The 25449-nt window shown below is 53.2% G+C and carries 20 protein-coding genes; 11 read left to right on the top strand and 9 right to left on the bottom strand.

Translation table 11 applies throughout. From position 1 onward, the window contains the following. Positions 1–5: 5 nt before the first annotated feature. Positions 6–1001: an aldo/keto reductase gene (locus AC6T8Q_RS17840; protein ID WP_500680370.1), complete on the top strand. Its 996-nt coding sequence runs from the start codon at positions 6–8 to the stop codon at positions 999–1001. Positions 1002–1017: 16 nt separating this feature from the next. Here the strand turns inward: AC6T8Q_RS17840 and AC6T8Q_RS17835 are convergent, their stop codons facing one another. Genes AC6T8Q_RS17835 through AC6T8Q_RS17825 form a run of 3 tightly spaced genes read right to left on the bottom strand, consistent with a single transcriptional unit; the run spans position 1018 to position 4044 of the window. Beyond that, positions 1018–1362 (bottom strand): DMT family protein, encoded by a 345-nt coding sequence (locus AC6T8Q_RS17835; RefSeq protein WP_500680369.1) that lies wholly within the window; start codon positions 1360–1362, stop codon positions 1018–1020. A 4-nt stretch (positions 1363–1366) separates the two neighbouring features. Continuing rightward, positions 1367–3124, bottom strand: coding sequence for an OPT family oligopeptide transporter (locus AC6T8Q_RS17830; RefSeq protein WP_500680368.1), 1758 nt, complete (start codon positions 3122–3124; stop codon positions 1367–1369). Between the two features lie 14 nt (positions 3125–3138). After that, positions 3139–4044, bottom strand: a complete 906-nt coding sequence (locus AC6T8Q_RS17825) for a cation diffusion facilitator family transporter (RefSeq protein WP_500680367.1) — start codon at positions 4042–4044, stop codon at positions 3139–3141. A 180-nt stretch (positions 4045–4224) separates the two neighbouring features. Here AC6T8Q_RS17825 and AC6T8Q_RS17820 point away from each other — a divergent pair, with 180 nt between their 5' ends. From AC6T8Q_RS17820 to AC6T8Q_RS17810, 3 genes are all read left to right on the top strand, one after another. Next, positions 4225–7410 carry a DUF1553 domain-containing protein gene (locus AC6T8Q_RS17820; RefSeq protein ID WP_500680366.1) on the top strand — a complete coding sequence of 1062 codons (3186 nt, stop codon included), beginning with the start codon at positions 4225–4227 and terminating at the stop codon, positions 7408–7410. Beyond that, entirely contained in the window at positions 7407–8876 is a 1470-nt protein-coding gene (locus AC6T8Q_RS17815) for a DUF1501 domain-containing protein (protein WP_500680365.1), read from the top strand. Before AC6T8Q_RS17820 ends, AC6T8Q_RS17815 begins: the two co-directional genes overlap by 4 nt. Before the next feature lie 385 nt (positions 8877–9261). After that, positions 9262–13668: a G8 domain-containing protein gene (locus AC6T8Q_RS17810; RefSeq protein WP_500680364.1), complete on the top strand. Its 4407-nt coding sequence runs from the start codon at positions 9262–9264 to the stop codon at positions 13666–13668. A gap of 164 nt (positions 13669–13832) precedes the next feature. On the opposite strand, the gene AC6T8Q_RS17805 is transcribed toward AC6T8Q_RS17810, so the two are convergent. The 3 genes from AC6T8Q_RS17805 to AC6T8Q_RS17795 form a co-directional block, all read right to left on the bottom strand. Further along, on the bottom strand, positions 13833–14978 hold the full coding sequence (locus AC6T8Q_RS17805; protein ID WP_500680363.1) for a response regulator: 1146 nt from the start codon (positions 14976–14978) through the stop codon (positions 13833–13835). Positions 14979–15213: 235 nt separating this feature from the next. Beyond that, a complete protein-coding gene (locus AC6T8Q_RS17800) occupies positions 15214–15423 on the bottom strand; it encodes a hypothetical protein (protein WP_500680362.1) in 210 nt (69 codons plus the stop codon). A 444-nt stretch (positions 15424–15867) separates the two neighbouring features. Continuing rightward, positions 15868–16617, bottom strand: coding sequence for a glucose 1-dehydrogenase (locus AC6T8Q_RS17795; RefSeq protein WP_500680361.1), 750 nt, complete (start codon positions 16615–16617; stop codon positions 15868–15870). A 180-nt stretch (positions 16618–16797) separates the two neighbouring features. Between AC6T8Q_RS17795 and AC6T8Q_RS17790 the strand changes: the two genes are divergently transcribed. Then, positions 16798–17358, top strand: a complete 561-nt coding sequence (locus tag AC6T8Q_RS17790) for a TetR/AcrR family transcriptional regulator (RefSeq protein ID WP_500680360.1) — start codon at positions 16798–16800, stop codon at positions 17356–17358. A 222-nt stretch (positions 17359–17580) separates the two neighbouring features. Beyond that, positions 17581–17787 (top strand): hypothetical protein, encoded by a 207-nt coding sequence (locus tag AC6T8Q_RS17785; RefSeq protein ID WP_496921492.1) that lies wholly within the window; start codon positions 17581–17583, stop codon positions 17785–17787. 133 nt (positions 17788–17920) lie between these two features. On the opposite strand, the gene AC6T8Q_RS17780 is transcribed toward AC6T8Q_RS17785, so the two are convergent. Beyond that, positions 17921–18388, bottom strand: a complete 468-nt coding sequence (locus AC6T8Q_RS17780; protein ID WP_496921493.1) for a universal stress protein — start codon at positions 18386–18388, stop codon at positions 17921–17923. A gap of 159 nt (positions 18389–18547) precedes the next feature. Then, positions 18548–20020 carry a vitamin K epoxide reductase family protein gene (locus AC6T8Q_RS17775; protein ID WP_500680359.1) on the bottom strand — a complete coding sequence of 491 codons (1473 nt, stop codon included), beginning with the start codon at positions 20018–20020 and terminating at the stop codon, positions 18548–18550. Positions 20021–20792: 772 nt separating this feature from the next. Here AC6T8Q_RS17775 and AC6T8Q_RS17770 point away from each other — a divergent pair. Further along, positions 20793–21020 (top strand): DUF5808 domain-containing protein, encoded by a 228-nt coding sequence (locus AC6T8Q_RS17770; RefSeq protein ID WP_500680358.1) that lies wholly within the window; start codon positions 20793–20795, stop codon positions 21018–21020. 131 nt (positions 21021–21151) lie between these two features. Here the strand turns inward: AC6T8Q_RS17770 and AC6T8Q_RS17765 are convergent, their stop codons facing one another. Further along, complete coding sequence (locus AC6T8Q_RS17765) at positions 21152–21589, bottom strand: DUF7670 domain-containing protein (protein ID WP_500680357.1); 438 nt, start codon at positions 21587–21589, stop codon at positions 21152–21154. 233 nt (positions 21590–21822) lie between these two features. Here AC6T8Q_RS17765 and AC6T8Q_RS17760 point away from each other — a divergent pair, with 233 nt between their 5' ends. The 4 genes from AC6T8Q_RS17760 (at position 21823) to AC6T8Q_RS17745 (ending at position 25376) form a co-directional block, all read left to right on the top strand. Next, on the top strand, positions 21823–22296 hold the full coding sequence (locus AC6T8Q_RS17760; protein WP_500680356.1) for a DUF2975 domain-containing protein: 474 nt from the start codon (positions 21823–21825) through the stop codon (positions 22294–22296). A 10-nt stretch (positions 22297–22306) separates the two neighbouring features. Beyond that, positions 22307–22507, top strand: a complete 201-nt coding sequence (locus AC6T8Q_RS17755) for a helix-turn-helix domain-containing protein (protein WP_496921497.1) — start codon at positions 22307–22309, stop codon at positions 22505–22507. Between the two features lie 303 nt (positions 22508–22810). Next, positions 22811–24427, top strand: a complete 1617-nt coding sequence (locus AC6T8Q_RS17750) for a hypothetical protein (protein ID WP_500680355.1) — start codon at positions 22811–22813, stop codon at positions 24425–24427. A 154-nt stretch (positions 24428–24581) separates the two neighbouring features. Continuing rightward, positions 24582–25376: an SAM-dependent methyltransferase gene (locus AC6T8Q_RS17745; RefSeq protein WP_500680354.1), complete on the top strand. Its 795-nt coding sequence runs from the start codon at positions 24582–24584 to the stop codon at positions 25374–25376. Positions 25377–25449 lie beyond the last annotated feature (73 nt).

Here is a 25449-nt window from a genome sequence, read left to right as displayed (position 1 = left end):
TTGGAATGCAGTATCGTACTTTGGGGAAGACTGGTTATCGTGTTTCGGAGATTGGGCTGGGTTGCTGGCAGTTGGGGGGCGACTTCGGTGCGATTTCTGATGAGCGTGCCGAAGCGATTCTGGATGAAGCAGCGCGGCAGGGGATTAACTTTTGGGATACGGCCGACGTTTATGGCGCGGGGTTGAGTGAAACGCGGATCGGTAGTTGGTGCCTCAAGAATTGCGATGCGACGGGGAATGAACGACCCACGATCGTGACGAAAGTCGGGCGAAGCGGCGATCTTTATCCGAACAAGTATTCGGCGGGCCGCGTGCGGGCGAGTTTGGTGGCATCGCTGGAACGCATCGGTGGAAACTCGCTCGATTTGGTGCAGCTGCATTGCGTGCCGTTTGATTTATTGAAGACGGGGGAAATTTTTGGTTGGCTCGAAGAGTTCAAGAGCGAAGGATTGATTCGGCATTACGGGGCGAGCGTCGAGACGGTGGAAGAAGCTTTGTATTGTTTGCAGCAACCGGGGTTGGCGACGTTGCAAATCATTTTCAGTTTGCTGCGGCAGGATGCCGTCGAAGAGTTGTTGCCCGCGGCGCAGGCAGCCAATGTGGGGATCATCGTGCGATTGCCGCTGGCCAGTGGGTTGTTGGGCGGGAAGATGACCGCCGAGCGGCAGTTCGCGGCGGAAGATCATCGCAATCACAATCGCGATGGGCAGCGATTTAACGTCGGTGAGACATTCTCGGGCCTGCCGTTTGAGAAGGGTGTTTCACTCGTTGAAGAATTGAAGGCGATGGCGCCGGCTGAGATGCCGCTGGGTCAATTCGCGTTGCGGTGGATTTTGGATCACCCGGCAGTGAGCACGATCATCGCGGGAACGACGCGGCCAGAGCAGGTGGCTGAGAATGCGGGAGCGAGCCAGACGGCGGCCCTTGATCTGACGTTGCGGGAGAAGTTGACCAAGTTTTATTGGGATAAGGTGCGGCCGCATGTGCGGGGGCCGGTGTGAGTGGAATGTAAGAGCGCTATTTACGGAAGATAAAAAACACCGCGCCGCAGAGGCAGAGGCCTGCCCAGAGGAAGTCGAGTTTGATCGGCTGCTTCATATACCAAATTGAAAATGGCACGAAGACGGCGAGTGTGATCACTTCTTGCATGATCTTAAGCTTGGGCAAGTCGAGCATCGTGTAACCGATGCGGTTGGCGGGGACTTGCAGCAGATATTCAAACAGCGCGACGCCCCAACTCAGAATCGCCGCGATGTACCACGGTTTGTGGTTGAGTTCCTTGAGATGCGCGTACCACGCGAACGTCATGAAGACGTTGGATGCGATCAGCAGCAGTACGGTCTTGGTGATGACGGAGGCCATATTCTTATTTTGCTTGTAATTGATCCTGGGCAATGGTGAGTATCGCGTTGACAATTCCCATGAGGCCTTCACCGGCAATAAAACCAGACGCCACGGCAAAGCTAAGTTTCTCAGCGGATTTCGAATTGAAAAGTTGCCAAGCATACAAAATGAGAAGCCCATAGAACATGCAGAGGGCATGCTCGGGAAGCGTGATAAAGCCGATGCCGAAAGCCAAACCGCTGGGAACAAATGGTTTCACGCGGGGAAAACGACGCAAGCAAGGGAGTGCGGCCCCGAAGAGAGCGGCGATGGCAGCGGCCGTGGTCGCGTGGCGGGGCAAGGAGTCCAGGCCATCGGCAAGGACTTCGGCCATGGCCTTCCAAGCAAAGGCCGCGGGTGCGGGAAGTTTTTCACTGCCAAGTCCCCAGGCGTTGGTCAGAACTTGAAAAACCGGAACAACAAAGATCACCCCTGCCACAACTCCGCCGAGTTGAGCGATGAACAGTTTGCGCGGTGACGCTCCTAGCAAATAGCCGGTCTTGAGGTCCTGCATCATGTCGGCAGCCTGACTGGCACCCCCGGCGGTGATGGCGGCAGCCATGAGATTGGTCGACATTTGCCCCGGCGCGATTGCACCGTAGACCAGCTGGGTCACTTTGCCGAGTCCACCGACGGGATTGACGTTGGTTTCGCCCACCGAGCGCACGCCCACCGACGCGAGGACCGCCGACATGGGAATCGCAATCGCTGTCAGATACCAGGGGATATTAAAAAAGTAGTCGGCAATCACCATGAGAATCGGCGAGGCAATGAGAATACCGCCGATCCACCAACTGTTGGGAATGGCTTCGGGGTCGGCGTCAGCACCTTCACCAAGAGACGTTGGCGTTGTTAAGGTTTTAACAAAGGTTCGCCAAGAGAGAGCCAACGAGGTGAGCGATTCACTGACCAAGACAGCCACGCCGGTCCAGAGGATCCATCCGCGCGGGCCATCGGCAAAACTCATGACCGCGCCCGGGGCCCAACCTGTGCTTTGAGCCAGCGGCCCGAGGATTCCCCAACCGGTGACGGCACCGGCAACGAGTGACCAGACTACACGTGAGCTCATAATCATGCCAGCGCCGATGAGTGATGGGCCCAATGTAACCTTGAATCCCCACATGGCCGCCGTGGCCAGTGCGCCAATGCCAAACCATTCCGCCAGCGGGGGTGACATGATGTGTTCGTTAAAGTGGGATGCCAGCGTGAAGGCCCCGGCTAAGAGTGCTGATCCGAGGAGTACGCGAGACTTGATCAAGGCATCGCCTGCATCAGACGCCATGGCGAGAATTGTTTCCGCGGTGGCAGTGCCATCGGGGAATCGCAGTTTTTCGATCTCGACGAATTGGCGACGTAACGGTACGGCGAAGAAAATTCCCAACAAGGTCACCACGGTCCCCCACAGCACGATCGAAATACCTGAAACGGGATATCCCAAGAGCATCATGGCGGGGATGGCTGCGAGAAGTCCTGCTGAACTTGACATGTATCCGGCCGTGGAGCCAGAGGCTTGCGCGATGTTGGTCTCGAGTACCCCGAGTCGGCTGTTGAGTGCCGCGAAGATCGAATAACTCAACACGGCAGAAATAATGGATGCACCAAATGCCCAACCAATTTTAAGGCCGACATAAATATTCGTGCAGGCGACGATGCTGCCCGTGAGTGAACCGACGATGACGGCCCGCCAAGTGAGTTGGGCTTCGTTGGGATCAGGAGTATAGAGAATTTCGCTGTCGTCCATGAGAGATACCAATCTTAGTGATGGTCGTGTTTGGATGCGAGACTACAAGCAATCGTGGCTGATAGTCGCATGATTTGGATTGTGGTGTGCTCGATGCCGAAGCGGTCGTGGAGTTCCTTTTGCAAAGTGCATAGGAGTTGATCGTCGTCCTCGACTGTGGGTTTGACCAAATGAACGGTGAGCGCCGTTTCGGTGGTGCTCATGGCCCAGATGTGGAGGTCGTGGACCTCGGTGATGCCGGGGACGGAGGCGAGATAGTTTTGAACTTCATGGGGATCGATGTTGGGGGGGACGGCGTGCATCGCGAGGTTGAGCGATTCTTTGAGTAGACCCCAGGTGCTGATGAAGATCACGGCCGCGATCATGATACTCGTGGCCGGATCGACCCAATGCCAGCCGGTAGCACGAATGACGATGCCAGCGATCACAACGCCGAGCGAAACTCCCGCATCGGCAGCCATGTGCAAGAACGCGCCGCGAATGTTGACGTCGTGATGGCGACCACGCATGAAGAGCAGGGCGGTGAGCGTGTTGACGACCACGCCAATTGCGGCCACGACGATCATGCTGGCACCGGGAATTTCGCTTGGTTCAAACAGGCGGCGGACCGCTTCCCAAACAATCGCTCCGATGGCCAGAAGCAGGAGTATGGCATTGAACACAGCGGCGAGGATTGTCGAACCGCGCCAACCGTAGGTGCGGCCGGGGCTGGGGGCGATTCGTGCCAAGGCAAAACCGCCCCAGGCGAGCAGCAGACCGATGATGTCGCTGAGGTTGTGTCCAGCATCGGAGAGCAGCGCGAGAGAATTATCCCAGAATCCGAAGCCGGCTTCGACGACCACATAGATCAGGTTCAATGTGATGCCAATGAGAAAGGCGCGGCCGTAGTTGGCGGGGGCGTGCGAGTGGTTATGGCTCATGACGGGTTCGGTGGGATTTTCAAGGGAGAATAATCATGGCCAAGCGGCGTTTCTGAATATGCGAGCTGATCCGTCCTTTTTCGCAATACTGTTGCGAGATTCTTCCCTTAGCATGCAGGGGACGGCACTCCACGTTCGCGGAGCCTTGGAGTAGTATAAAAGTAATGCGGCATTTCGCCGATGCGAACTTTTTTGTCGGCGGGGCTGATTCTAGGCCGCCCCCTTTCCTCTCCGTTCTACGTCTTCCCACGGGCTGTGATGAAGAATCGATTCTCTTCTGCACTGTGGTTTTTCCTGCTGCTTAGCTGCGGTTTTGCGGGGACGCTCCGGGCTGAGCTCCCCAAGCGGGTTGATTTTAATTTTCATATCAAGCCGATTTTGTCGGATCGCTGCTACACCTGCCACGGACCTGACCAAGAAGATCAGCAAGGTGGGTTTCGACTCGATCAGAAAGAAAGTGCGCTGGGTGAAGCGGATTCGGGCATGCGCCCGATCGTGCCAGGTGATCCCGAGGCGAGCGAGATTATGAATCGCCTAACCACCGACGACGAGAGCATGCGGATGCCGCCGGTGGATTCGAAGCTGTCGGTTTCGGAGGAAGAGATTGCCCTGATTCGTAAGTGGATTGAACAAGGGGCGGAGTGGAAACCACATTGGTCGTTTTTGCCGTTGGTGGTTGGGGACGCTAAACCGAAAGGGGGGGGGATTGATCGATTTGTGGCGGCGAAGTTGAAAGCCTTGGGGTTGAAGTTGGCGGGGCCGGCTTCGAAGGAACAGTTGATACGGCGGGTGACGTTTGATTTGACCGGTTTGCCGCCGACGCTTGAAGAGGTGGATGCGTTCTTGGCGGATGAATCGCCGGAGGCTTATGAAAAATTGGTTGATCGGTTGTTGGCCTCGCCCCGCTATGGGGAACGAATGGCGGTGGATTGGCTCGACGTGGCTCGCTACGCAGACACGCATGGCTATCAATCGGATAAGTACCGCGCGGTGTGGTCGTGGCGAGATTGGGTGGTGAAGGCGTTCAATGAGAACTTGCCGTTCGATCAATTCATCGTGTGGCAATTGGCGGGTGATCTGCTGCCCAACGCGACCGACGAGCAAATCTTGGCGACCGCGTTCAATCGCTTGCATCGGCAAACGAATGAAGGGGGGAGCATCGACGAAGAGTTCCGCGTGGAATATGTCGTGGATCGAGTCGACACGTTTGGCACGGCGTTCTTGGGACTCACCGTGCAGTGCGCTCGTTGTCACGATCACAAGTTCGATCCAATCAGCCAAAAAGATTATTACCAACTGTTCGCGTTCTTCGACAACATCGATGAAAGCGGATTGTATTCCCACTTCACGTCGGCGGTGCCAACGCCGACGTTGTTGCAAACGACGACGGAGCAAAAGGAGCAACTCAAGAAATTCGACGAACAGATTGCTGCCGCGGAAAAGCGATTAGCAGCGATTGCCAAAGAGCAGGGTGCTGAGTTTGGTGTGTTCACGGAAAATGCGGGATTGATCGGTGACTTCAGGATGGAAGAAATCGTCGACAAGACAATCACGAATGATGCGGGCAAAGATCAACCGGCTAAGACGGAAGGGGAAGTGAAGATCGTTGCTGGTCAGAACGGAAATGGCTTACATCTGAGCGGCGAGAACAAGTTCTCGACCAAAGTTGGCGGCGATTTCACGCGCGACGATCCGTTCACGATCAGTTTGTGGATTAATACGCCTGAGAAGAAAGAGCGAGCCGTGGTGTGGCATCGTTCGCGGGCATGGTCGGACGCGGGGAGTCGGGGTTACGAGCTGCTGATTGAGAATGGCAAGCTCAATGCGGCGTTGATTCACTTCTGGCCGGGGAATGCGATCAGCGTGCGGACTAAGCATGAATTGCCACTGAATGAGTGGCAGCAAGTGACGGTGACGTATGATGGTTCGAGCCGAGCGGATGGGCTCAAAATTTATCTCAATGGTGCGTTGCAACAGACCGACGTAGTGCGCGACAAGCTCACGAAGACGATTAACTACATCAAGCGGGCCCGCGCGAATAATGAAGGGGATTTGGACACGGCTGATGAATTTACGATTGGCCAACGATTTCGGGATCGTGGGTTTAAGGATGGGCTTGTGGATGAGTTGAAGATTTTCAATCGTGAGTTGATGTCGGTGGAGGTGGGGCGGTTGTTTAGTGGGGAGGTTTTGGGGGAGGAGAACGCTAAGCCGGCGAGCGGCTATGTACAAGCGGTTGAGAAACTTCGCGAGTTGCGGAAGCAGAGAAGCGATTTTCTGGATGAGATTCCCGAGATTATGGTGATGCAGGAGCTGCCAGAGAAGCGGCAGACGTATTTGCTGGCTCGTGGGGCATATGATGCGCCGAGCACGTCGGTGAATCCGGAAACACCGAGTGGGCTGCCCAAGCTACGCGAGGACTTGCCGAAGAATCGGTTGGGGCTCGCCGAGTGGGTGGTTGATCCGGCGAATCCGCTCACCGCACGAGTGACGGTCAATCGCTTTTGGCAATCATTATTTGGACAAGGGTTGGTGCCGACCGCGAATGATTTTGGCAGCCAGGGGCAATTGCCCACGCATCCAGAATTGCTTGATTATCTGGCTCAATCATTTATTGATTCGGGTTGGGACGTGAAAGCACTCATCAAACAGATTGTGATGTCGGAGACTTATCAACAATCGTCGGATTGTAATCCGGAGTTGCGGGAAGAAGACCCACAGAATTTGTTGCTTGCCCGTGGGCCGCGGTATCGATTGTCGGCTGAAATGATTCGCGACACGGCACTCTATTTAAGTGGTTTGCTGGTCGAGCAAATGGGTGGCCCGCCGGTGAAGCCTTATGAACCTCCCGGCTTGTGGGAAGAAAAGGGTTCTGAATCCTATGTGCGTGACGAAGGCGCGGGGAGCCGTCGCCGCAGCTTATACACATTTTGGAAGCGAACTTCTCCGCCCCCCGCGATGGTGACACTTGATGCCACGGATCGCGAAGTATGTGTTGTCCAGCGACAGACAACGGCCACGCCGTTACAGGCGTTGGTGCTGCTCAATGATCCGCAGTATGTCGAAGCAGCACGTGCCGCGGCGGAAAGTGTCTTGCTCGAACCACAAAATTCGGTCTCTGAGCAGATTGGCAAGTTGTTCCGCCTGTTTATTGGCCGAACCCCGTTGGACAGCGAGTTACAATTGCTAGAGAAGCTTTACGCGGAGCAGTATGCAGGTTTCCGAGCGTCGCCCGCTGCGGCCAAAGAATTTTTGACGGTGGGTGATCATCGGTCGGACGAAGCGTTGGATCCGGCCAAGCTCGCGGGGATGACGGTCGTGGCCGAGGCGGTGATGAACCATTACGAAACGGTTACCAAACAATGAGTTGCTCGTATAACGACCATGTCGATGACCAGAGCGGGGACATGACGCGGCGGCATTTCTTTGCCCGCACGAGTGTCGGGCTCGGCTCTGCCGTGTTGGCGCATATGTTGGGAAGTAATGTGCCGGCTGCCGCGTCGGTCGTTGGTTCGCCTTCTGGCGGTGTGTTGCCGAATTTGCATTTTCCTGCCAAGGCAAAGCGGGTGATCTATCTCTTCATGAGCGGCGGGCCGTCGCAGATGGAGATGTTCGACTACAAACCTCTGCTCAACGAAAGAAACGGCGAAGAGTTGCCCGACTCGGTACGTCAGGGGCAGCGGCTCACGGGCATGTCGGGAAATCAAGCGACATTGCCGCTGGCGGGCTCGATTTTCAAATTCAATCAGCACGGCCAGAACGGTACGTGGGTTAGCGAGCTGTTGCCGCACACGGCGAAGGTGATCGACGAACTGTGCATCATTCGTTCGATGTACACCGAGGCGATAAACCACGATCCCGCGACGACATTTTTTCAAACGGGTTCGCAGATCGCGGGTCGGCCTTCGATCGGGGCTTGGCTGAGCTACGGTCTCGGATCGTCTAACGACAATCTGCCAGCATTCTGTGTATTGGTGAGTCGCGGCGCGGGGGGGCAACCGTTGTATTCGCGGTTGTGGGGAAGCGGATTTCTTCCTTCGGTGCATCAGGGCGTGCAATTTCGAGCGGGACAGGACCCGGTGTTGTACTTAAATAACCCCGCGGGAATTTCTGCGGCAAGCCGACGCGGCATGCTCGATCGCTTGCGGGAGTTGCACCAGATCCAAGCCGAGAAGACGCTCGACCCGGCGATTTCAGCGCGAATCGCTCAATATGAAATGGCATTTCGGATGCAAACTTCTGTGCCCGAAGTGACGGATATGTCGCAGGAGCCGGAGCACATTTTCGATTTGTATGGCCCTGATTCGCGCAAACCGGGGACGTTTGCCGCCAATTGTTTGCTCGCCCGAAAACTGGCGGAGCGCGACGTGCGCTTCATTCAGCTGTTTCACCGCGGGTGGGATCAGCACGACAATTTGCCGTCGGGGCTGACCGAGCAGTGCCAAGCCACGGATCAGGCATGCGCGGCACTGATTACCGATTTGAAACAACGCGGACTGCTAGAAGACACCCTTGTCGTGTGGGGGGGGGAGTTCGGAAGAACCAGTTACAGCCAGGGAGAACTCACAGCCTCGAATTACGGCCGCGATCACCATCCCCGATGTTTTACGATGTGGATGGCGGGTGCGGGTGTGAAGCCGGGTTTAGTTTACGGCGAGACCGATCCGTTTGGATACAACATTGTGAAGAATCCGGTCCACGTACACGATTTGCAGGCAACGCTGCTGCATTTGCTGGGGGTCGATCACGAGCGGCTCACCTACAAGTTCCAAGGCCGCCGCTATCGACTGACAGATGTTCACGGGCAGGTGGTGAGCCCGATCCTCACTTAGGGGGGTGCTCTTTTAGTCGGCTCGGAAAAATACCAAGTTTACGGGATTGGTGAGCCGGAGAATTTGTAGCAATTTGGATCCCACGGTCTGTGCGCTTTATTTGTCGGAAGACCGAAAAAAAGTGAAATCTGTGTTTCTTTTCCCGATGACATTGCCTACTCTTCAGATGCAGGGGCTTTTCGATGGACATTCGCATTTACCTTACGCCAGGGACTGCGTCCTCTTTAGGTAAATCGCTTTGATGCCGCCATGATGCCAGTCATGGTTTGCAACATGGATGTTTTGTTCGCGCAGTGATGTCGCGATAAACGTTGCACACATATTTTCTTTCCTTGAGCAGGATGGCAGTGACGTCATCTTTGTCTCGCACTCCCAATAGAGACCCATGTCGATAGCAAACCTTCTCCGTGGTATTTCCGATCTTTTCAATTCCCAGAAGAAGGCCCGTAAGGCGAAACCCGTCACACAATGCGCGCTGGGCGTGGAGTCGCTCGAAGATCGCCGGTTGTTGGCGGTGAGTGCTGCGCAATTTTATTTGAACGGCTCGAAGTTGGTCGTCACGGGAAGCAGCGATGCGGACACGGTGACAATAACCCAGGCGGCCAATGGCAATATCAAAGCGCAATTGGAATCGGGTGACGAGTCAATCGTTCTGGACTATCTCGCTTCGCAAGTCACGCAGATTCACTTTGTTGGCAAGGATGGAGACGACACTTTTGTTAACTCCACAAATCTTCCTTCGCGGGCCGTGGGCGAAGGCGGCAACGACACATTAATGGGAGGCACGAACGTCGATGATTTTGACGGCGGTGAAGGCGGCGATTTGCTGATTGGTGGAGATGGAAACGACATACTCCGTGGCTCGATCGGAAATGATGTGATTCATGGTGATGCTGGGAACGATACGATCACGGGGGGTGACGGGAGCGATTTAATTCTAGGAGGAGAAGGTGCTGATTACATGCGTGGGGGAACGGGCAATGATCAATTGTTCGGAGAACGTGGTGACGATCGCATTTACGGCGACGAAGGTAATGACTCTCTTTCCGGCGGAGATGGTAATGATCGCCTTGAAGGAGGAGATCACGACGACTCTCTAATGGGAGGGCTGGGCAATGACACGCTGTTAGGAAATGCTGGAAACGACGTTCTCTCTGGTGACGAGGGCAACGACATAATCTACGGAAATGAGGGAGATGATATTCTGCGCGGAGGCACCGAGAATGATGTCTTGCGGGGTGGCTTGGGTAACGACTTGCTTAATGGCCAGCAAGGTGATGACCGCCTTTTCGGCGACGAGGGCGATGATTCCTTGTCAGGAGAAGCTGGGGACGATGACCTGAATGGCGGTGATGGTGAAGATAAGTTGAGCGGGGGGGCAGATAATGACGCACTTAAAGGTGACGATGGCAATGATCTGCTTTTGGGAGATGACGGCGACGATGCCTTACAAGGTGGTGATGGAAACGATCAACTGAAGGGTGGAGAAGGAAACGATTCCTTACGCGGTGGTTTAGGCAATGACTATCTAATCGGACATCTTGGTGATGATAAACTTTTTGGTGATGCGGGCGACGACTCTTTACATGGTGATCGGGGTAACGACGAAATCTATGGCGGCGACGGCAACGATAGAATAACGGGGGGAGCCGACGATGATGTCATGTTTGGCGAGAGTGGCAACGACTCTTTGTGGGGCGATGTTGGCAATGATACGTTGTATGGAGGAGAAGGGGCGGACCGTTTGTTCGGCGGCGATGGCAATGACACTCTACGCGGGGGGAACGACAAAGATTTGCTCCGTGGAGATGCAGGGGCAGATCGACTCTATGGCGAGAATGATGTCGACACCTTGTACGGCGGCGCTGACGACGATCTCCTCTATGGTGGTGAGGGCAATGACAGGTTGGAAGGGGAAGAGGGTGCAGATCAGCTGTTTGGTGATGCCGGAAATGATTTCTTGGACGGCCAAGCTGGCAACGATCGCTTGTTTGGCGGTTTGGGAGACGACAAACTTTATGGCGGCGCCGGTGACGATCAGCTTACTGGTAGTGAAGGAGCCGACCATCTCTGGGGACAGGATGGCAACGATTCGCTCTACGGCCAAGCCGGCAATAATTTCCTCTTCGGGGGAGCAGGGGATGACTATTTGCGAGGTGAGGCGGGGAATGATTTGCTCTCAGGTGATAGCGGCGCCGATACGTTGGAAGGGGACGCGGGCAATGACGTCTTAATCGGTGGTGAAGGAGTGGATTCGCTCAACGGCTCGCAAGGAGAAGATTTGCTTATCGGTGGTTTGGTGGCCTACGATCTAACTACCCTTGAATTACTAATGGCCGCATGGTCGAGCGCGAGCGACTATCACGAGCGCATTCATCACATCGAAGACGAGAGTTTTGCGGCTTATCTCCAGTCTGAAGAAACCGTCTTCGATGACTACGTTCCTGATTCGTTAGCTGGCGGGGCCGACCTGGATTGGTTTATTCTTACTGGGGCCCTGAGTGTGTATGATCCAAATAAGATGGCCCATGGTAGCCAACAAGCCCATTCCATGGGCGGCCATCACGATGTGCATGTGATCGATCACTTACCAACGGTTGAAGGCTTTGACTTGTTGGACTCGCTGGATGATCTTCGAGACAAAACAGAGCAAGAATCGCTACAGACCCTGATTCCTCACTCGGATGATGTAAGCAAGCGAAGAGAGCATCTGGCGTTGTTCGAACTTGTGCGTTATGACCAAGTGACACACTATGCAACTTCATCCGGCGACTGGAGCGATCCCGCGACTTGGCATGACGGCTTGGTGCCTTCCAGTGGTTCCCGCGTGTTGATACCGATCGGTGTAGAAGTCACGATCGATCGTGTTCTGGTCAACGAAATGGCCACGATTCGAGTGGATGGAAAATTGTCGTTTGCTACTCAAGTCAATACGATGTTGCGAGTCGATACGCTGATCGTATCCGACGCGGGGGCTTATGAGATGGGCACGACCGACGACCCCATTGCCGCCAACGTTACCGCGCGCTTGGTGATTACTGACAACGGCGTGATCGATCGTGCTTGGGATCCCTTTGGGATTAGCCGCGGTCTGATTACTCACGGCGAAGTATCCATTCATGGCGCGGCCAAAACGTCGGCGCTTGCGTACAACGGGAGTTTGACCGCGGACTCGTCATCGGTGGTGTTTTCAAGTGTTCCTGTTGGATGGGCCGTCGGTGATCGAATTGTGATCCCCAGCACGACTGTTGATGGTGAGGACGAGGTTCGCACGATTCGCGTGATTATTGGCAATCGTGTCATTTTCGATCCTCTGACTTCTGACCACAATATTATCTCTTTGGAGCAACCGATTCACATCGCTAACTTGACCAGGAACGTCGTGATTGAATCAGAGGGGGATGAAATCACACGACGGGGCCACGTGATGTTTATGCACAACCCTGACGTCGAGATTGCAAACGCCAAGTTTTATAAATTGGGTCGGACGGATAAAACGCAAGTCATCAATGACCCAGATGTGGACGCGAATTGGAATTTAGTACCTGGCACGGGCACCAACCCCCGCGCTCGCTACGCCGTACATTTTCATCGGACGGGAACATCGGCTGACGGCACAGTCGCCACGGTGAGCGGCAGCGTAGTGGAAGACAATGGCGGCTGGGGTTACGTGAATCACAGCAGCAACGTTGATTTTATCGAGAATGTTTCGTTTAACGTGCTCGGGGCAGCCTTTGTTACGGAAGTGGGTGACGAGATTGGCTCGTTTATCGGAAATGTTGCCATTCAAACTAAGTCTTCAGGGGAAAGCGTTGAGGCGAGACTGCGAGCCCAAGATTTTGGTCACGGTGGGGATGCCTTCTGGTTTCAAGGTACGGGAATTCGAGTCGTCAACAATGTTGCTGCTCATTCCGAGGGCAACGCATTTATCTACTTTTCGCGGGGCTTGAATTTCGGTCATGCCGCTATGTTTAATGCCGTCAATCTGGCTGACCCTTCGATTGCCAATGGAGCGGAGGCTATTCTGACTGACGACGTTCCAATTTTAGAGTTCTCAGGCAACATGGGCTACTCTTCAGCAGTGGGTATCGCGGTTTGGTACACCCAACGCAACGCCACGCATAACGCAGTAAGCGTGATTAAAAACTCCCAATTCTGGAACAACGACGAAGGCGCGGCCGTGCCCTATGCTCGTAACATCACCTTGCAGAATTTGTCGATCGAGCATGATTTTGTCGGTTTGGGAAATATCGGTGTTAACTCGAACGCGGTTTCCGAGAATATCGTGTACGACTATCTGCATGTGAGCGGATATCACATCGGTATCGAAGTCGCTAAGCGTGGTTACTCGATTGTCAATGGCGGATCATTTGAAACTCGTATTGGAATTTCTGTTCGCCCCGCAGCCAAGTCGGGTCGGTTCGTGACGGTGCAAGGAGACTTTAAGATGCTGCCGCTCACCGAGGAAATCTTGGGTAGCTACACCCAACGGGATGTCAATATGCGATTTGAGGACAATGAGTTTAAGGTGGGCTGGGGTATCGATCATTTGTTCTATGAATCAAAGATATTTCTGAACTATGGCCCCTATTCCAACCGTCAACTCTATGCAGGGGTCCAAGTCGCAACGGCCGTGCCGTTTCCCGAGGCTAAACCTCACATTCCAGCCGAGTATGTCGGCAAGACAACCGCACAGCTGCGAAGCCAGTATGGGCTAACGATCTATGGAGAAATGGCTCCTGTTGGCGTGTTGGCAATCCCTTCGCTCGGAGGTTTGCTAGGGTTATTGTAGCTATTGGAGAATAATTGAAATCTGTTTCCTCGGATCCAATGGCCGACCTGAAGACATTTAAGGACCAATACGGCAGCAGTTTTGGGATCTGTAACCAGATGTCATACCGTTGTTCATTGCATGTTCTTCGTCCATAATCAACTTGCTGATCCGACGAGAGTTGTTTATAGCGAAACTGCCTCAGCTGGTTGGCAGGCCATCTCTGGTCGAGCCAATAGAGGAGTCCGAGGGACATCGTCAATCGCTTCGTCGGGATTCGCCAGGGAAATTTCGCGCAGTTCTTCATAGTGGGCGAGAAATAAGGTCAGTAAATGCGGGTCGAAATGCGTAGCTAAACCGCGCCGCATGATTTCGAGCACAAGCTCTTCGGACATCGCCGGGCGATAGACCCGGTCGTGGCTGATGGCGTCGTAGACGTCGACGATGGAAACGATACGTGCCGCCTCGGGGATTTGCTCGCCTGCCAGCCGTTGGGGATAACCTGCACCGTCCCAACGTTCATGGTGAGAAAGGGCAATTTTTTCCGCAAGCTGCAGAACAGGCGAACTTGAAGCAGCCAGCATCCGCGCACCAATAATAGTGTGCTGTTTCATTTGTTCGAACTCCGCTTCCGTCAGCTTCCCCCGCTTGAGGAGAATTGCATCGGAGATCCCAATTTTGCCCACATCGTGCATGGGGGCTGCCATGCGGAGCTGCTCGGCCTCGGCTTCGGACCACCCAGCGCAATGCGCTAAATATTCGCTCAACAGCCCTGTGCGGCGAATATGCGCTCCGGTTTCTTCGTCGCGGCAGGATGAAGCGATTACCAGGCGATGAATCGTTTCTTCTTGTGCCTGCCGCAATTCGACCGTTTGTTCGCGAACACGGCGCTCGAGCATGAGCAAGTGTTCGCGACGTTCTTTCACCAATTGTGCCCGTTCCCAGGCTTGCTGGACACGAAACAAATATTCTTGGCTTTGGATCGGCTTGAGCGAATAGTCGACTGCGCCCTTCGTCAACGCATCGATCGCACGTTGGGTATCGATCAAGGCCGTGAGCATAACTACTGAAACATCGGGGTAGCTCTTCGTTATTTCCTGAAGCAGCCAAATGCCGTTTTGGCCAGGCATATTGAGGTCGGTCGTCACGACCTGCACGGGGTGATTGCGTAAAACTTCGAGGGCCTGGCTGGCATTGGAGGCCGCCAAGCAGTGCCAGCCGGCACCTTTGAGCCAGCGGACCAATAAATTACGCAGTGTTCCGTCATCGTCCACCACTAGGATAGTGCGATTCTCGGGTTCCATTTCCGACCAGTTCAATTTGCCAGACATAGCTCGTGATCCAACACATCGCGAATAATGGTGAGTAACTTATCAGGGTTAAATGGTTTTTGGACGATTCGCAACGAGTCCTCGGCGGTGCAGGATAGTTTCTGTCCCGTTGCCCTTCATGTTATGTCTCTTACCCTCTATCCTCTGCAGGAATTTGCACAACTTGGACAGTAGCCCGAGTCTCTTCACGGCTTCAACATAATCTTCGTACGCCATGGGTTTGGTGATATACACGTTATACGCGGCCCAGCCTAGCAGGCAGGGCAGGGCGATGCCGAATGAAACACAAGGCTGTTAGCGGGTTCATGGCCACGAACCCTGGCAGAATGCGTTTCAGCAAGTCAAAGTGAAGCGTCCATCCCAACAGAACCAATCCGCCAACGACGACGGTTGCCAAGCTGCTCAACAGGGTGCAATGTTCTGTCTTCGGAGATGCTGAATTCACGACGACCCTTTCACTGGTGAACGACGGCCATTGTCAGAGTCGTCTGCCCAAAGATGTCATATCCAAGTACGTCGAGAGAATCGGGGTATCTCTCCCGTCGGCAAGTGTGGAGAGTTTGCTCCACTTGAAAGGCTACGTTGCTCCAAAGAGGAGTCAAAACTCTTATTGCGATCTTAAGGAAAAAGGGAAATAGCCTGTAATTCAAGCACTCAATCGTCATAGCGAAATTGACGGTTATGTAGAGCAAAGGTTGTCACGAAACGACCAGCCTAGTGGTAAATACCACACCTGAGGTTCGACAACGGTTAAAAAATACCGCCAGTAAGCAGCTAGGGAGGTGACCATCGATCAACTCCCTAGCATCATTCATTGAATTACTAGCTGCGATCTAGCAATCCTTTGTCATGCTAGATATGCGTAGGAATGGGATGATCTCGAACTACTTTATCGCATGCCGCCCGAGATAAAGAGCGTCTCGCCCGTGATCCACGCAGCATCGTCCGATGCCAAGAAGGCGACCGCCGGGGCAATGTCTTTGGGCTGGCCGGTGCGGCCCAGCGGCGTGGCGGCTGCGGTCTGTTTTTGCATGTCACTGTCGTGGATGCCTGCCGAATGCGTGCCTTCGGTTTCCACCATGCCGGGGTTAATGGAATTCACGCGAATCTTGCGCGAGCCCAGTTCGTGGGCCAGACAGCGCGTGGCCGCGTCGACGGCGGCTTTGGTGCCGCAGTAGACCGACGCATTGGGAAATGGCATGGTGGCGGCTACAGAACTGATGTTGATCACTGCACCGCCGTTGGCACCGAAATGTTTGGCGGCCTCTTGCGTGGTGAGCAACAAACCGAGCACGTTCAGGTTGAATTGCTTGTGAAAATGTTCCGCGGTGATTTCACCGAGCGGGGCGAATTCATAAACGCCGGCGTTGTTCACCAGAATATCGACCTTGCTGAACGCCTTTTTCGTTTCCTCGAAGAGCCGCTTGATGTCGGCCTGTTCGGAGACATTGGCCTGCACGGCGACGGCCTTGCCTCCTTTCTCTTTGATTTGACCGACGACGCGGTCCGCGCCGGCTTTGCTGGAGGAATAATTCACGACGACCGACGCGCCAGCCGCCGCGAGTTCTAGCGCGATTTCCGCACCGATTCCTTTGGAGGCTCCTGTGACGACCGCGACTTTACCATTTAAGTTGGGCATTGCAATTTCTCCTGGCTCTGTGCCAATTCGAAGGGGTGTGACCGCCTTTTGTGTACCGTTCGGTATATTTTTAGCGGCCTGGACAAATCGCGTCAAGTGGCATATTGTATCAGTAGGTACAAAATTAATATTTCTGACGCGATTGTCATCATGGCTGCCGGTAGACCAAGAAATTTCGATATGGATCAAGCCCTTGACCAGGCCCTGCGGGTGTTCTGGGAGAAGGGCTATGAGGGGGCTTCGCTTCCCGATCTCACCGAGGCGATGGGGATCAACCGGCCCAGCTTGTATGCCGCGTTTGGCAATAAAGAAGAGCTCTTTCGCAAGGCGCTCGATCGCTACGAAACGGGCCCCACGGCGTTTGTCGCACGGGCCCTCGAAGAACCGACCGCCCGCCAGGTGGCTGATCGGTTGCTGAAAGAGGGCATCAACATGGTCACTCACCCCGATCATCCAGGGGGATGTTTGGCGGTGCAGGGGGCCTTGGTCTGCGGCGACGACGCGCAGCCAATTCGCGAAGAATTGGAGCGCCGCCGTAAAGCGGGCGAGGTCGTGATTCGCAAACGATTCCAACGCGCGAAGGCGGAAGGGGATTTGCCCGCGGACGTGGAGCCCAATGACTTGGCCCGATATGTGACGACCGTAATGCGCGGTCTGGCCGTCCAAGCCGCCGGGGGTGCCACGCGGAAAGAGCTGTTGCGCGTGGCGGAACTGGCCATGCAAGCGTGGCCCTCGAAGTAGCGATTTGCGGGCAGAGGCAACAAAAATTTGTGATTGATAGCGGTACTGGCAGTGAAAAATCTTCGTCTTAAACGGTTGAAATTCATAGAGTTGCGATCATTTTTGCCCAACCCCACCAATTTCTGTCGCGGCGAAGCGAAAAATTGATTACTTAAACCGAAATCCTGTGTCTGATAATTAACTAATGAACATAAACGTGAGAGAATGAATTCGGAGGACATTATGAACGCCAAAAAGAATCGAATACCTATCCCCCCGCAGTTTCGCCACACCCGGCGCGAAGCCTGGCGGTTGCTCGCCCGGATCCGCCAGGATCAACTCGATGCCGCGATCGCCGGCCACTTCGCCGAGTCGGCCTTCTACGCGACGGAAGCGCGTGTGTTGCGTGAGCAACTGGAGAATCAAGACGCGCTGTTCATCTCAGCCTGAAGAGCCGCTGAGGCGGATTGAAACTATCGAACAAACGAGAAGCGAGTGCTTGGCCAATGGGGCTGGGCGCTCGCTTTGTTGTTGGTAGGGGTGATACTTAACGCGTCCTTATAGCAAGACAATCCGCGTTCGCTCACTTGCGAACGACCATCACGGGGCACTCGGCGATACGAATCACATGATCGGCCACGCTCCCTAAAAATGCCTTTCCGAGTGCACTACGGCCATGTGTGCCCATCACGATCAGGTCGACGTCGTGAGTTGATGCGTAAGCAGCGATTTCGCTCGATGGTCGGCCTTCGATAACTGCAGTCTCAAAATTCGAAGGCTTCTCTGGCAACTTAGCCACCTCTGCACCCAGCTTGTGTTGCGCTTCTTCGGTCAGAGAAGCCAAGGCACTCGTTCTGTCGCCAGCTTGGTCGGCCGCGAGGGCTAAGTGTTCGAGTGTGTCCAAACCAAGCAGGGTCTCAGAAACACTTTGGGTAAAGATCACATGCAGCAGGGTGAGCCGTGCGCCACTGAGCGCCGCAAGCTTGGCGCCCTCGCGGAGCGCTGACTCTGAGGTTTCACTAAAGTCCGTGGCTACCAAGATATGTTTCATGGACCCGATTCCAGACAAAGAATTCAACGAAAAGAGATGCTAGTTAAGCGTAGTCCGTGGTTGTGGTGAGGTCAATCGTCAGCTGTGATCACGGTGATGTCAGAAGTCTGTATTAAAAACTGGAGTAGAAATCGAACTTCGTGCTACCTTTTTGCCGTATTATTTTGCCTCTTGGCGAATCAGTTCGATTAATCCATCGACAGACGTGTACTCGCCCACAACAGTCGTACGGAGAAACATCAGCTTAGGGATTGTTCCTGCACCTACTTTTTTGTAGATCTCGACATGGCTATCTACATATCGCTTAGGAATTCCTGATGCTAATTCGTTATCTAGTTTTGTTATGCCAACTAGTTTCGCTGCTCTTGCCTTTGCAACATCATAACTCGGAGCTTGAGGGCCTTCGAACAGCCAATCATGGTAGGGTGCGAAACAAGTTTTATCGACTCGCCAAACTGCCACAGCCAAGTTCGCCAAGTTGCATGATTCCTCTTTTTTGCCATCTATCTCTTGCATGATCGGAGTGCAAGCTGGAGTGATCGGTATAGGTAAACACACGACCGCCAATTCTTCGCCCAACTTCTTTTTGGCACTTGCGATAGCTTGGTGTGTTTTACGACAAGACAGACAGTGATAGTCGAATAGCTCAACGAAAACATACTTGGCATCGGTCGAGCCACTTAGGGGCCACTGATCGATATCTAAGGTGATGTGCCCTCCCTGAATTCCTATGAGTCGGCGGTCTGCCAGTTTTTGCTCACTGGTTTCAACTACCAGGAGGATTGGGGATAGAATTCTTGGCACAGCAACAATCGCATGCGTTAAGATATATGCGAATTGTGATTTAGAGGGTTCAAAAACCGAGGATTGATCATCATGCAACGGACCTTCAAGTAATTTGGCATCCGGCTCTGTATCGTTGAAATTCATTTCTATTGGTGGAGCAAACTCCAATTGCTCGGACTCAATCTCGGAGGGGGGAGTAAACCTCTCGATCCGGTGCGTTTCTGGCGTTCGAGTAAATATTTGGCCGACGACCAGTACGGAAAATCCAGCGACACTCAAGGCAGCAGTTGCTAACTTCGCCTGTTTCCTCAGCGGAGCGGCAATCAACATCGTAACGGCCGCGACCAGACCGCAGGTATGAGCGATCATGCAGTAGAGACAAATGGCTTTGAGCACGAGCAATTGAAGTATCACAAACCAGACTCCACTCAGCCCTGCCGCAAACGCCGTCGCAGCAACCACAAGCCAGCCAATATTTCGCTTGGATTGGCCAAACCAACTAGTCGACCCTACGACTAAACCAATTGCCATCGTCGAATAAATGCCCAAAGCTAAAAGGCTCACTGGAACGCCAAGCCACAGAGCCCAACGGCTTTGAGCTACATGACCGCAGTCGACCCATCCACCGTTACTTCCGCACCCTGCTATTTCAGAAGAAGTTAAATGAGTCCACAGCAAATAGCCACTTGTACCAGTCGCCACGATGATACACAGGGTCAACACGAGCGTGACTGGCCAGCTCGGCAATGACTGCATCTCGCTAAAGAACAACCGGTTGACCGCGGAGACAACCGGAATGTTGTTTGCGTTATCGCGCTTCAAAATCGTTGAACATGCTGTAATCATAATTTTTAGGTGGAAAAGAATGCTTTCAAAGCCTTAAGCACATTCCTTTCATAAATTCCGCAAGCGTCAAACATCAGTCTTGTCGCTGCAGTTTGCAGCCACACTGAGAACTACGCCAGTCACGGCTATTGAAATGTCTGCTGCTAATTGGCAGTGGACATCTCTTGCACCATATCTAGAAAGCCAACACGCCTACATAGCACTGATTTGAAGCAACCCATTGAAAGTTGCTTTCACAGCAAATTGTTGTCTCATAGTCAGGATTCTCTGCTGACTGTTAAGCGAAACTTCTATCTGGTTTAGATTCTGTAATGTGTATACTTAGATCAGTGATTTCGTGCGTTTCCGCACATGTATCGCTGGACTAACTTAACTGTTCATGGGTTTTCGAGATTCACAAATTCTTATAAGCAGAATAAGCAAGATCTGTGCCCGCAATCACACACCGAATCTGACACCGGCATTCGTCGTTGCCTTGATATCGTCAATGTCGTGATTCTGTTTAATGATATCTTGTGCCGGACTCTTGCTTGCTAGCCTATGAGACTGTCATTACACTTGCCAGTTTTGGCGAGGTGAGGTTTTGCATTCTCTATTAGGCAGCGTGCGATGAGTCGATGTGATCGATGCCAGAAGTACTGACTGCCAGTGCGGCTTTGAAGGAAGATTCCAATCATCTTCGAATTTCCCGCTTCGCCGGCTCGGCGATGACAGGTTCATTTGAGCGAATTTCGCTTAAATTCGCGGCGACCAGCAAAAACGGGGTAATTCTATGAACCAACTTGAAGTCAATGAGCAAGAGTGGAGTACGGCTAAGAATTGGCGTTTGGGTATCTACCACGCGCCGTTGGATACTCGAATAATTGTTCCCAAGCCCTCTAAGTGGATGGGCTGGACGCTTAATTTTGCCCACAGAGTTGCGTATCTATTTTTGGCCGCACTCCTCCTGCCTGCAATCCTTGTGATGGTCATATGTGTTGTTGCCTCATCGAGCCGCTGATTGCATGTTGGCGTCAGACCTCAGTGGACTATTCTCCTACTGCTAGGCTGATACGATCGTTAACATGTCAGGTATGAGTTGCGAGTGCCAAGACAAATGGTTGCTTGATGCATGGGGCGGCGTGTCGAGGATTACAGACGTGAAGCCATATCATGATGGCGGCTTTCGCTATTTCGAAGGTAGGAGTGCAATAGAAATAAAACGGCAGCAATTGGAATAAGGATTCCCGGAAACAGCAATACCCTCCAATTCAGCGTTGCCCCAATCGCTATCGCAGTTAGTGTGACCATTGCTCCTATTCGCTCCCACTTGAAAGAAAGTCCCAAACCCAGAAGGGAGCCGACCATCGCTGAAATACCGGCATAGTCCTGCAAATTCAAATCACGCGACGGTGCTCCGGCATCTCCCACGAGATGTGCGATGATAATAAAGCCCCAAAAGCCAAGGATCAGAACGGCTAATATACGAGCAATCCAGAAGATTATTGTCGACGCGAATGCGGACATAGAAGATGCGTTCATGATTTCTACTGAAAGGATTTTTCCTGTAACTTGGACCAGCAAATCCAACTATGCTTCTATGAGATATGTTCAGCGCTCCTGGCAGACAATTCGTGCCTTCCCACGCTTTCTTGGCGTAGAGGCTTTCGATACGATTGCTCCGATAGCTAACAATATAAATATATCGACAAACGATAAATCTTGGACTATAATGCATTGGCCAAGCTGACTTTTGGGAACTTCATCTCGAAGGTCGTCCACGCGTGGTATTCGGTTCTTTGCACTTCTCAGAAGGTGCCGCCATGCAAAGAAGCTCATCGATATTTCTTCAAGCAGTGATCGTGCTCATCGACCTCGGTGTGCTGGCCCTGATGTTTTTTGAGCCGCAGGTTGAAGGCCGAAACGCAAACGCGACGCAATTTGAGGTCTATTTCCAAGACCCCATGCTGGCGTATGCGTATATCGCAACAATCCCTTTTTTCGTGACGCTCTATCATGCATTCAAGTTGTTGCGATATGCCAGACAGAATCAGATGTTCTCCCAAGAGTGCGTGAAGGCTTTGTGGATCATTAAGTATTGTGCGCTCGCCCTCATCGGTTTCGCTGTATTTGGCGAGATTTTCATTTTGCTCAGCGACAGCCATGAGCCGCCGGCCGTTGTCATTGGCGTCTTAACGATCTTCGGTTCGATCGTGATCGCCACCGCGGCCACGATGTCTGAACGGATTTTGCAAAATGCGGTGGATATCAAATCCGAGAACGACCTAATGGTATAACGAGAGCGGCATGGCAATCATTATTAACATCGACGTCATGTTGGCGAAGCGGAAGATGAGCGTCACGGAACTTGCCGAGAAAGTCGGCATCACGATGGCCAACATTTCGGTCTTGAAGAACGGCAAGGCCAAGGCGATTCGGCTCTCAACTCTGGACGCGATCTGCAAAGCACTCGAATGCCAGCCGGGGGATATTTTGGAATATCGATAGGATTGGCAGTAGCAAGTCCGCAAGAGAGGCACTTATTTGGCCAGATGATCAAAAGAAATAATGAGGGTGCGTCAATTTTATCGACGGTTCAATCGTTCACGAACTTTTTGAAATTATGCCTATTATTGGCTTGTCCTTGGTGGCGCATTAAGCATTTCTTTGCACATCTGCAAATATCTCCCGTCGCGTCTTTCAGGCATGGTTGCCTGCGATAATTAAAGCTCTTATGCCTGTAACATGCCCGGCGTCCGTGCGCTTCTACTTCTGTGAGCCATCAGAAACGTTTTCCACGGGAGCTAAGCCATGTTTCATCTTCTCCGAACCCTACGCCGTTCTTCTGGATCGAAGTCTTTAAGCTTCGAGACGCTTGAAACACGGCAAATGATGTCGGCCACGTCGTTGACTTCCACATCGTTTGGGGAATCCTCGAAAACTGGCTCAGACTATGTGTCTTCGGCGACGATTCCAGCGCTCAACAGCTTGCCTGGTGCGCCGGCGACGATTTACCTCGACTTCAACGGACATTTCCAGAGCACGCCGGCAATCCAAGGATTTCAACCGAACTTGGCATCTAGCGAGTTTACGGTCGACAATCTCGCCACCAATCCCATGGCGCGAATCAACGTCATCAGCGAAATCTGGGCCCACGTGGCTGAAGATTACGCGCCGTTTAACATTAATGTGACGACCGTCGATCCAGGGAACTTCGCGCATTCCTCACACAATCTGCGAGTCGTCATTACGAGTGATTCAGCTCCCGAAGAAGATCTTGGTGGGCTTTCCATGAAAAACTCGTTTACCGATCGTAAATGGGAGAATGTTGTCTATGTATTTACCCGCCCGCAAGCTGGTTCCCCGACCGAGCTGCCTGGAGTGCGAAAGTCGAGTTTCATTGCCAAGGTCGCTTCCCATGAAGCAGGGCATGCCTTTGGTTTGGAGCATCAATCCTTGTTTAATGGCAACACGATCGTCGACGAGTATCATCCGGGCGAGGCGAATAAGGGCCCCATTATGGGCAATCCTAGCACCGACAAACGAACGATTTGGTGGCGCGGCAAAGACGACCATGGAAACATACAGGACGACATGGCGATTATCGCCAGCGCGACAAATGGATTTGGATATCGACCAGACGAGATCGGAACTTCGTTTGCCGAACCGCAGCAATTGACGACTATCGACCCGGAATTTGCCACTCTGGTGGCCAATGGTGTGATTAGCTCGACTAACGACACCGACTTCTATCGCTTCAATTGGGGAGGTGGCCAAGCGATTATTAATTTGGAAGTTGGCACGCACGGATTCTTTGGCACGGAGAATCTCGATGCGAAACTGGAACTCTATCGTGGCGGGACGACGTCGGCCCCTCTAATCAAGAGTGACGCGCCGACGTCCTCGAACGGTGCGCAGATCCTTGTGCAAAACCTTGAAGCAGGAATTTACTATCTCAAAGTTGGTAGCCAAGGAAATTACGGCGACGTGGGACAGTACAGGCTTCAGCTGATCGACAATAATGGTCCACGTGTCGTGAATGCCAAGATCGACCAGATCACATCGAATTCGATAAGCATGTTGGTGACATTCAACAAAGAGATCGATGCCGCGACGTTTACGACGGCTGACATCAAGGCTACCGGCGTCAATGTACTGAGCGTCATTCCAACGAACGACCCTTGGACGTTCCGTGTGCAACTTGTACCCACGGGCAGTTCGGGTGTGTGGAGCTTTACCGTCGGTCCCAACATTAGTGATCGGTTCGGCAATTTGATGGATCAGAACGGCGATGGAGATCAGGGACAGGCCGACGACTTGTTCACTTTCAGAAATCAAACCGGAACAGGCCTAGGTGGGACACCCACCAAAGCAAAAAAGAGCCTTCTAAACTCGTCGATGGTTGATCTGGCATTCGATCGCTATTAGTCTCACTAGGCAACTCCGGCGGGCGTGTCTGATCAGAAACGGTTTAATATTTCAAGAAGTTTTGAACTGAGCGTAACCTTCGCAGCCGTGTTTGTGTCCAACGTGCGATCTTTTATCTTCTAGGAGAATCACTTTGCCTATCGACTCTCGTCTGATGTCTGATCGTTTTCCGCGCGCCAGAGCTTACAATCCCGAGTGGGTGCTCAATAGCGTGAGCGGTGGAGCCAATTCGCTGTGGCTTACCGAGTGGCTGTGCGAAGGGCTCGATCTGAAGCCCGGCATGCGCGTGCTTGATTTGGGCTGTGGGCGTGCACTGTCTTCGATTTTCCTCCACCGTGAGTTCGGCGTCGAAGTGTGGGCGACCGATCTATGGTTCAGTGCGTCTGAAAACATCCGGCGTATTCGAGACGCTGGGGCTCAGAATGGTGTGTTTCCGATTTCCGCCGATGCGCGGTCGTTACCGTTTTCGGAAAATTTCTTCGATGCGGTCGTGTCCATCGACTCGTTCATGTTTTATGGCACCGACGACCTGTACATGAATTATTTGGCACGGTTCGTCAAATCGGGCGGCCCCGTGGCAATTGCGATGGCTGGCTACACGCACGAAATGAACGAGCCAATCCCCGAGCATCTGTCGGAATGGTGGGCCCACGAAATGGCGCACTGCATGCACTCTGCCGACTGGTGGCGGAATCATTGGGAGCGAGGCGGTGCGGTGGAAGTTGCTGTAGCAGATACGCTCGCCGATGGCTGGCGATACTGGCTGGATTGGCTCAAGCTGATCGCCCCTGAAAACGAGAGCGAGATTCGCACCTTGGAAGCGGATGCGGGTCGTTCGTTCGGTTACGTCCGCGCGATTGGCCATCGCCGCGAGGAGGCAAAGTTGTTCGATCCGCTGCTGAAAATGCCCGAGGCATATACCAAGCATCCGCTACTGCGCTCGACTTGATCACCAGGAGAGGTCTCAGAACATTTGCCCACCCGTGTTGCTTAATCAATGGTGGAATGACGAATTGATAGGC

Source organism: Bythopirellula sp. (assembly GCF_041737835.1).
GTDB lineage: Bacteria > Planctomycetota > Planctomycetia > Pirellulales > Lacipirellulaceae > Bythopirellula.
The sequence above is the reverse complement of the archived record's forward strand: the minus strand, read 5'-3'. Positions and strand labels throughout refer to the sequence as shown.

Excerpts from the sequence above, each read along its gene's own strand:
- AC6T8Q_RS17750 (WP_500680355.1), top strand. The coding sequence starts at position 22,811 with ATGTTTCATCTTCTCCGAACCCTACGCCGTTCTTCTGGATCGAAGTCT.
- AC6T8Q_RS17755 (WP_496921497.1), top strand. The coding sequence starts at position 22,307 with ATGGCAATCATTATTAACATCGACGTCATGTTGGCGAAGCGGAAGATG.
- AC6T8Q_RS17770 (WP_500680358.1), top strand. The coding sequence starts at position 20,793 with ATGAACCAACTTGAAGTCAATGAGCAAGAGTGGAGTACGGCTAAGAAT.
- AC6T8Q_RS17820 (WP_500680366.1), top strand. The coding sequence starts at position 4,225 with ATGCGAACTTTTTTGTCGGCGGGGCTGATTCTAGGCCGCCCCCTTTCC.
- AC6T8Q_RS17790 (WP_500680360.1), top strand. The coding sequence starts at position 16,798 with ATGGATCAAGCCCTTGACCAGGCCCTGCGGGTGTTCTGGGAGAAGGGC.
- AC6T8Q_RS17815 (WP_500680365.1), top strand. The coding sequence starts at position 7,407 with ATGAGTTGCTCGTATAACGACCATGTCGATGACCAGAGCGGGGACATG.
- AC6T8Q_RS17785 (WP_496921492.1), top strand. The coding sequence starts at position 17,581 with ATGAACGCCAAAAAGAATCGAATACCTATCCCCCCGCAGTTTCGCCAC.
- AC6T8Q_RS17825 (WP_500680367.1), bottom strand. The coding sequence starts at position 4,044 with ATGAGCCATAACCACTCGCACGCCCCCGCCAACTACGGCCGCGCCTTT.
- AC6T8Q_RS17840 (WP_500680370.1), top strand. The coding sequence starts at position 6 with ATGCAGTATCGTACTTTGGGGAAGACTGGTTATCGTGTTTCGGAGATT.
- AC6T8Q_RS17795 (WP_500680361.1), bottom strand. The coding sequence starts at position 16,617 with ATGCCCAACTTAAATGGTAAAGTCGCGGTCGTCACAGGAGCCTCCAAA.
- AC6T8Q_RS17760 (WP_500680356.1), top strand. The coding sequence starts at position 21,823 with ATGCAAAGAAGCTCATCGATATTTCTTCAAGCAGTGATCGTGCTCATC.
- AC6T8Q_RS17810 (WP_500680364.1), top strand. The coding sequence starts at position 9,262 with ATGTCGATAGCAAACCTTCTCCGTGGTATTTCCGATCTTTTCAATTCC.
- AC6T8Q_RS17805 (WP_500680363.1), bottom strand. The coding sequence starts at position 14,978 with ATGTCTGGCAAATTGAACTGGTCGGAAATGGAACCCGAGAATCGCACT.
- AC6T8Q_RS17835 (WP_500680369.1), bottom strand. The coding sequence starts at position 1,362 with ATGGCCTCCGTCATCACCAAGACCGTACTGCTGCTGATCGCATCCAAC.
- AC6T8Q_RS17780 (WP_496921493.1), bottom strand. The coding sequence starts at position 18,388 with ATGAAACATATCTTGGTAGCCACGGACTTTAGTGAAACCTCAGAGTCA.
- AC6T8Q_RS17745 (WP_500680354.1), top strand. The coding sequence starts at position 24,582 with ATGTCTGATCGTTTTCCGCGCGCCAGAGCTTACAATCCCGAGTGGGTG.
- AC6T8Q_RS17775 (WP_500680359.1), bottom strand. The coding sequence starts at position 20,020 with ATGATTACAGCATGTTCAACGATTTTGAAGCGCGATAACGCAAACAAC.
- AC6T8Q_RS17830 (WP_500680368.1), bottom strand. The coding sequence starts at position 3,124 with ATGGACGACAGCGAAATTCTCTATACTCCTGATCCCAACGAAGCCCAA.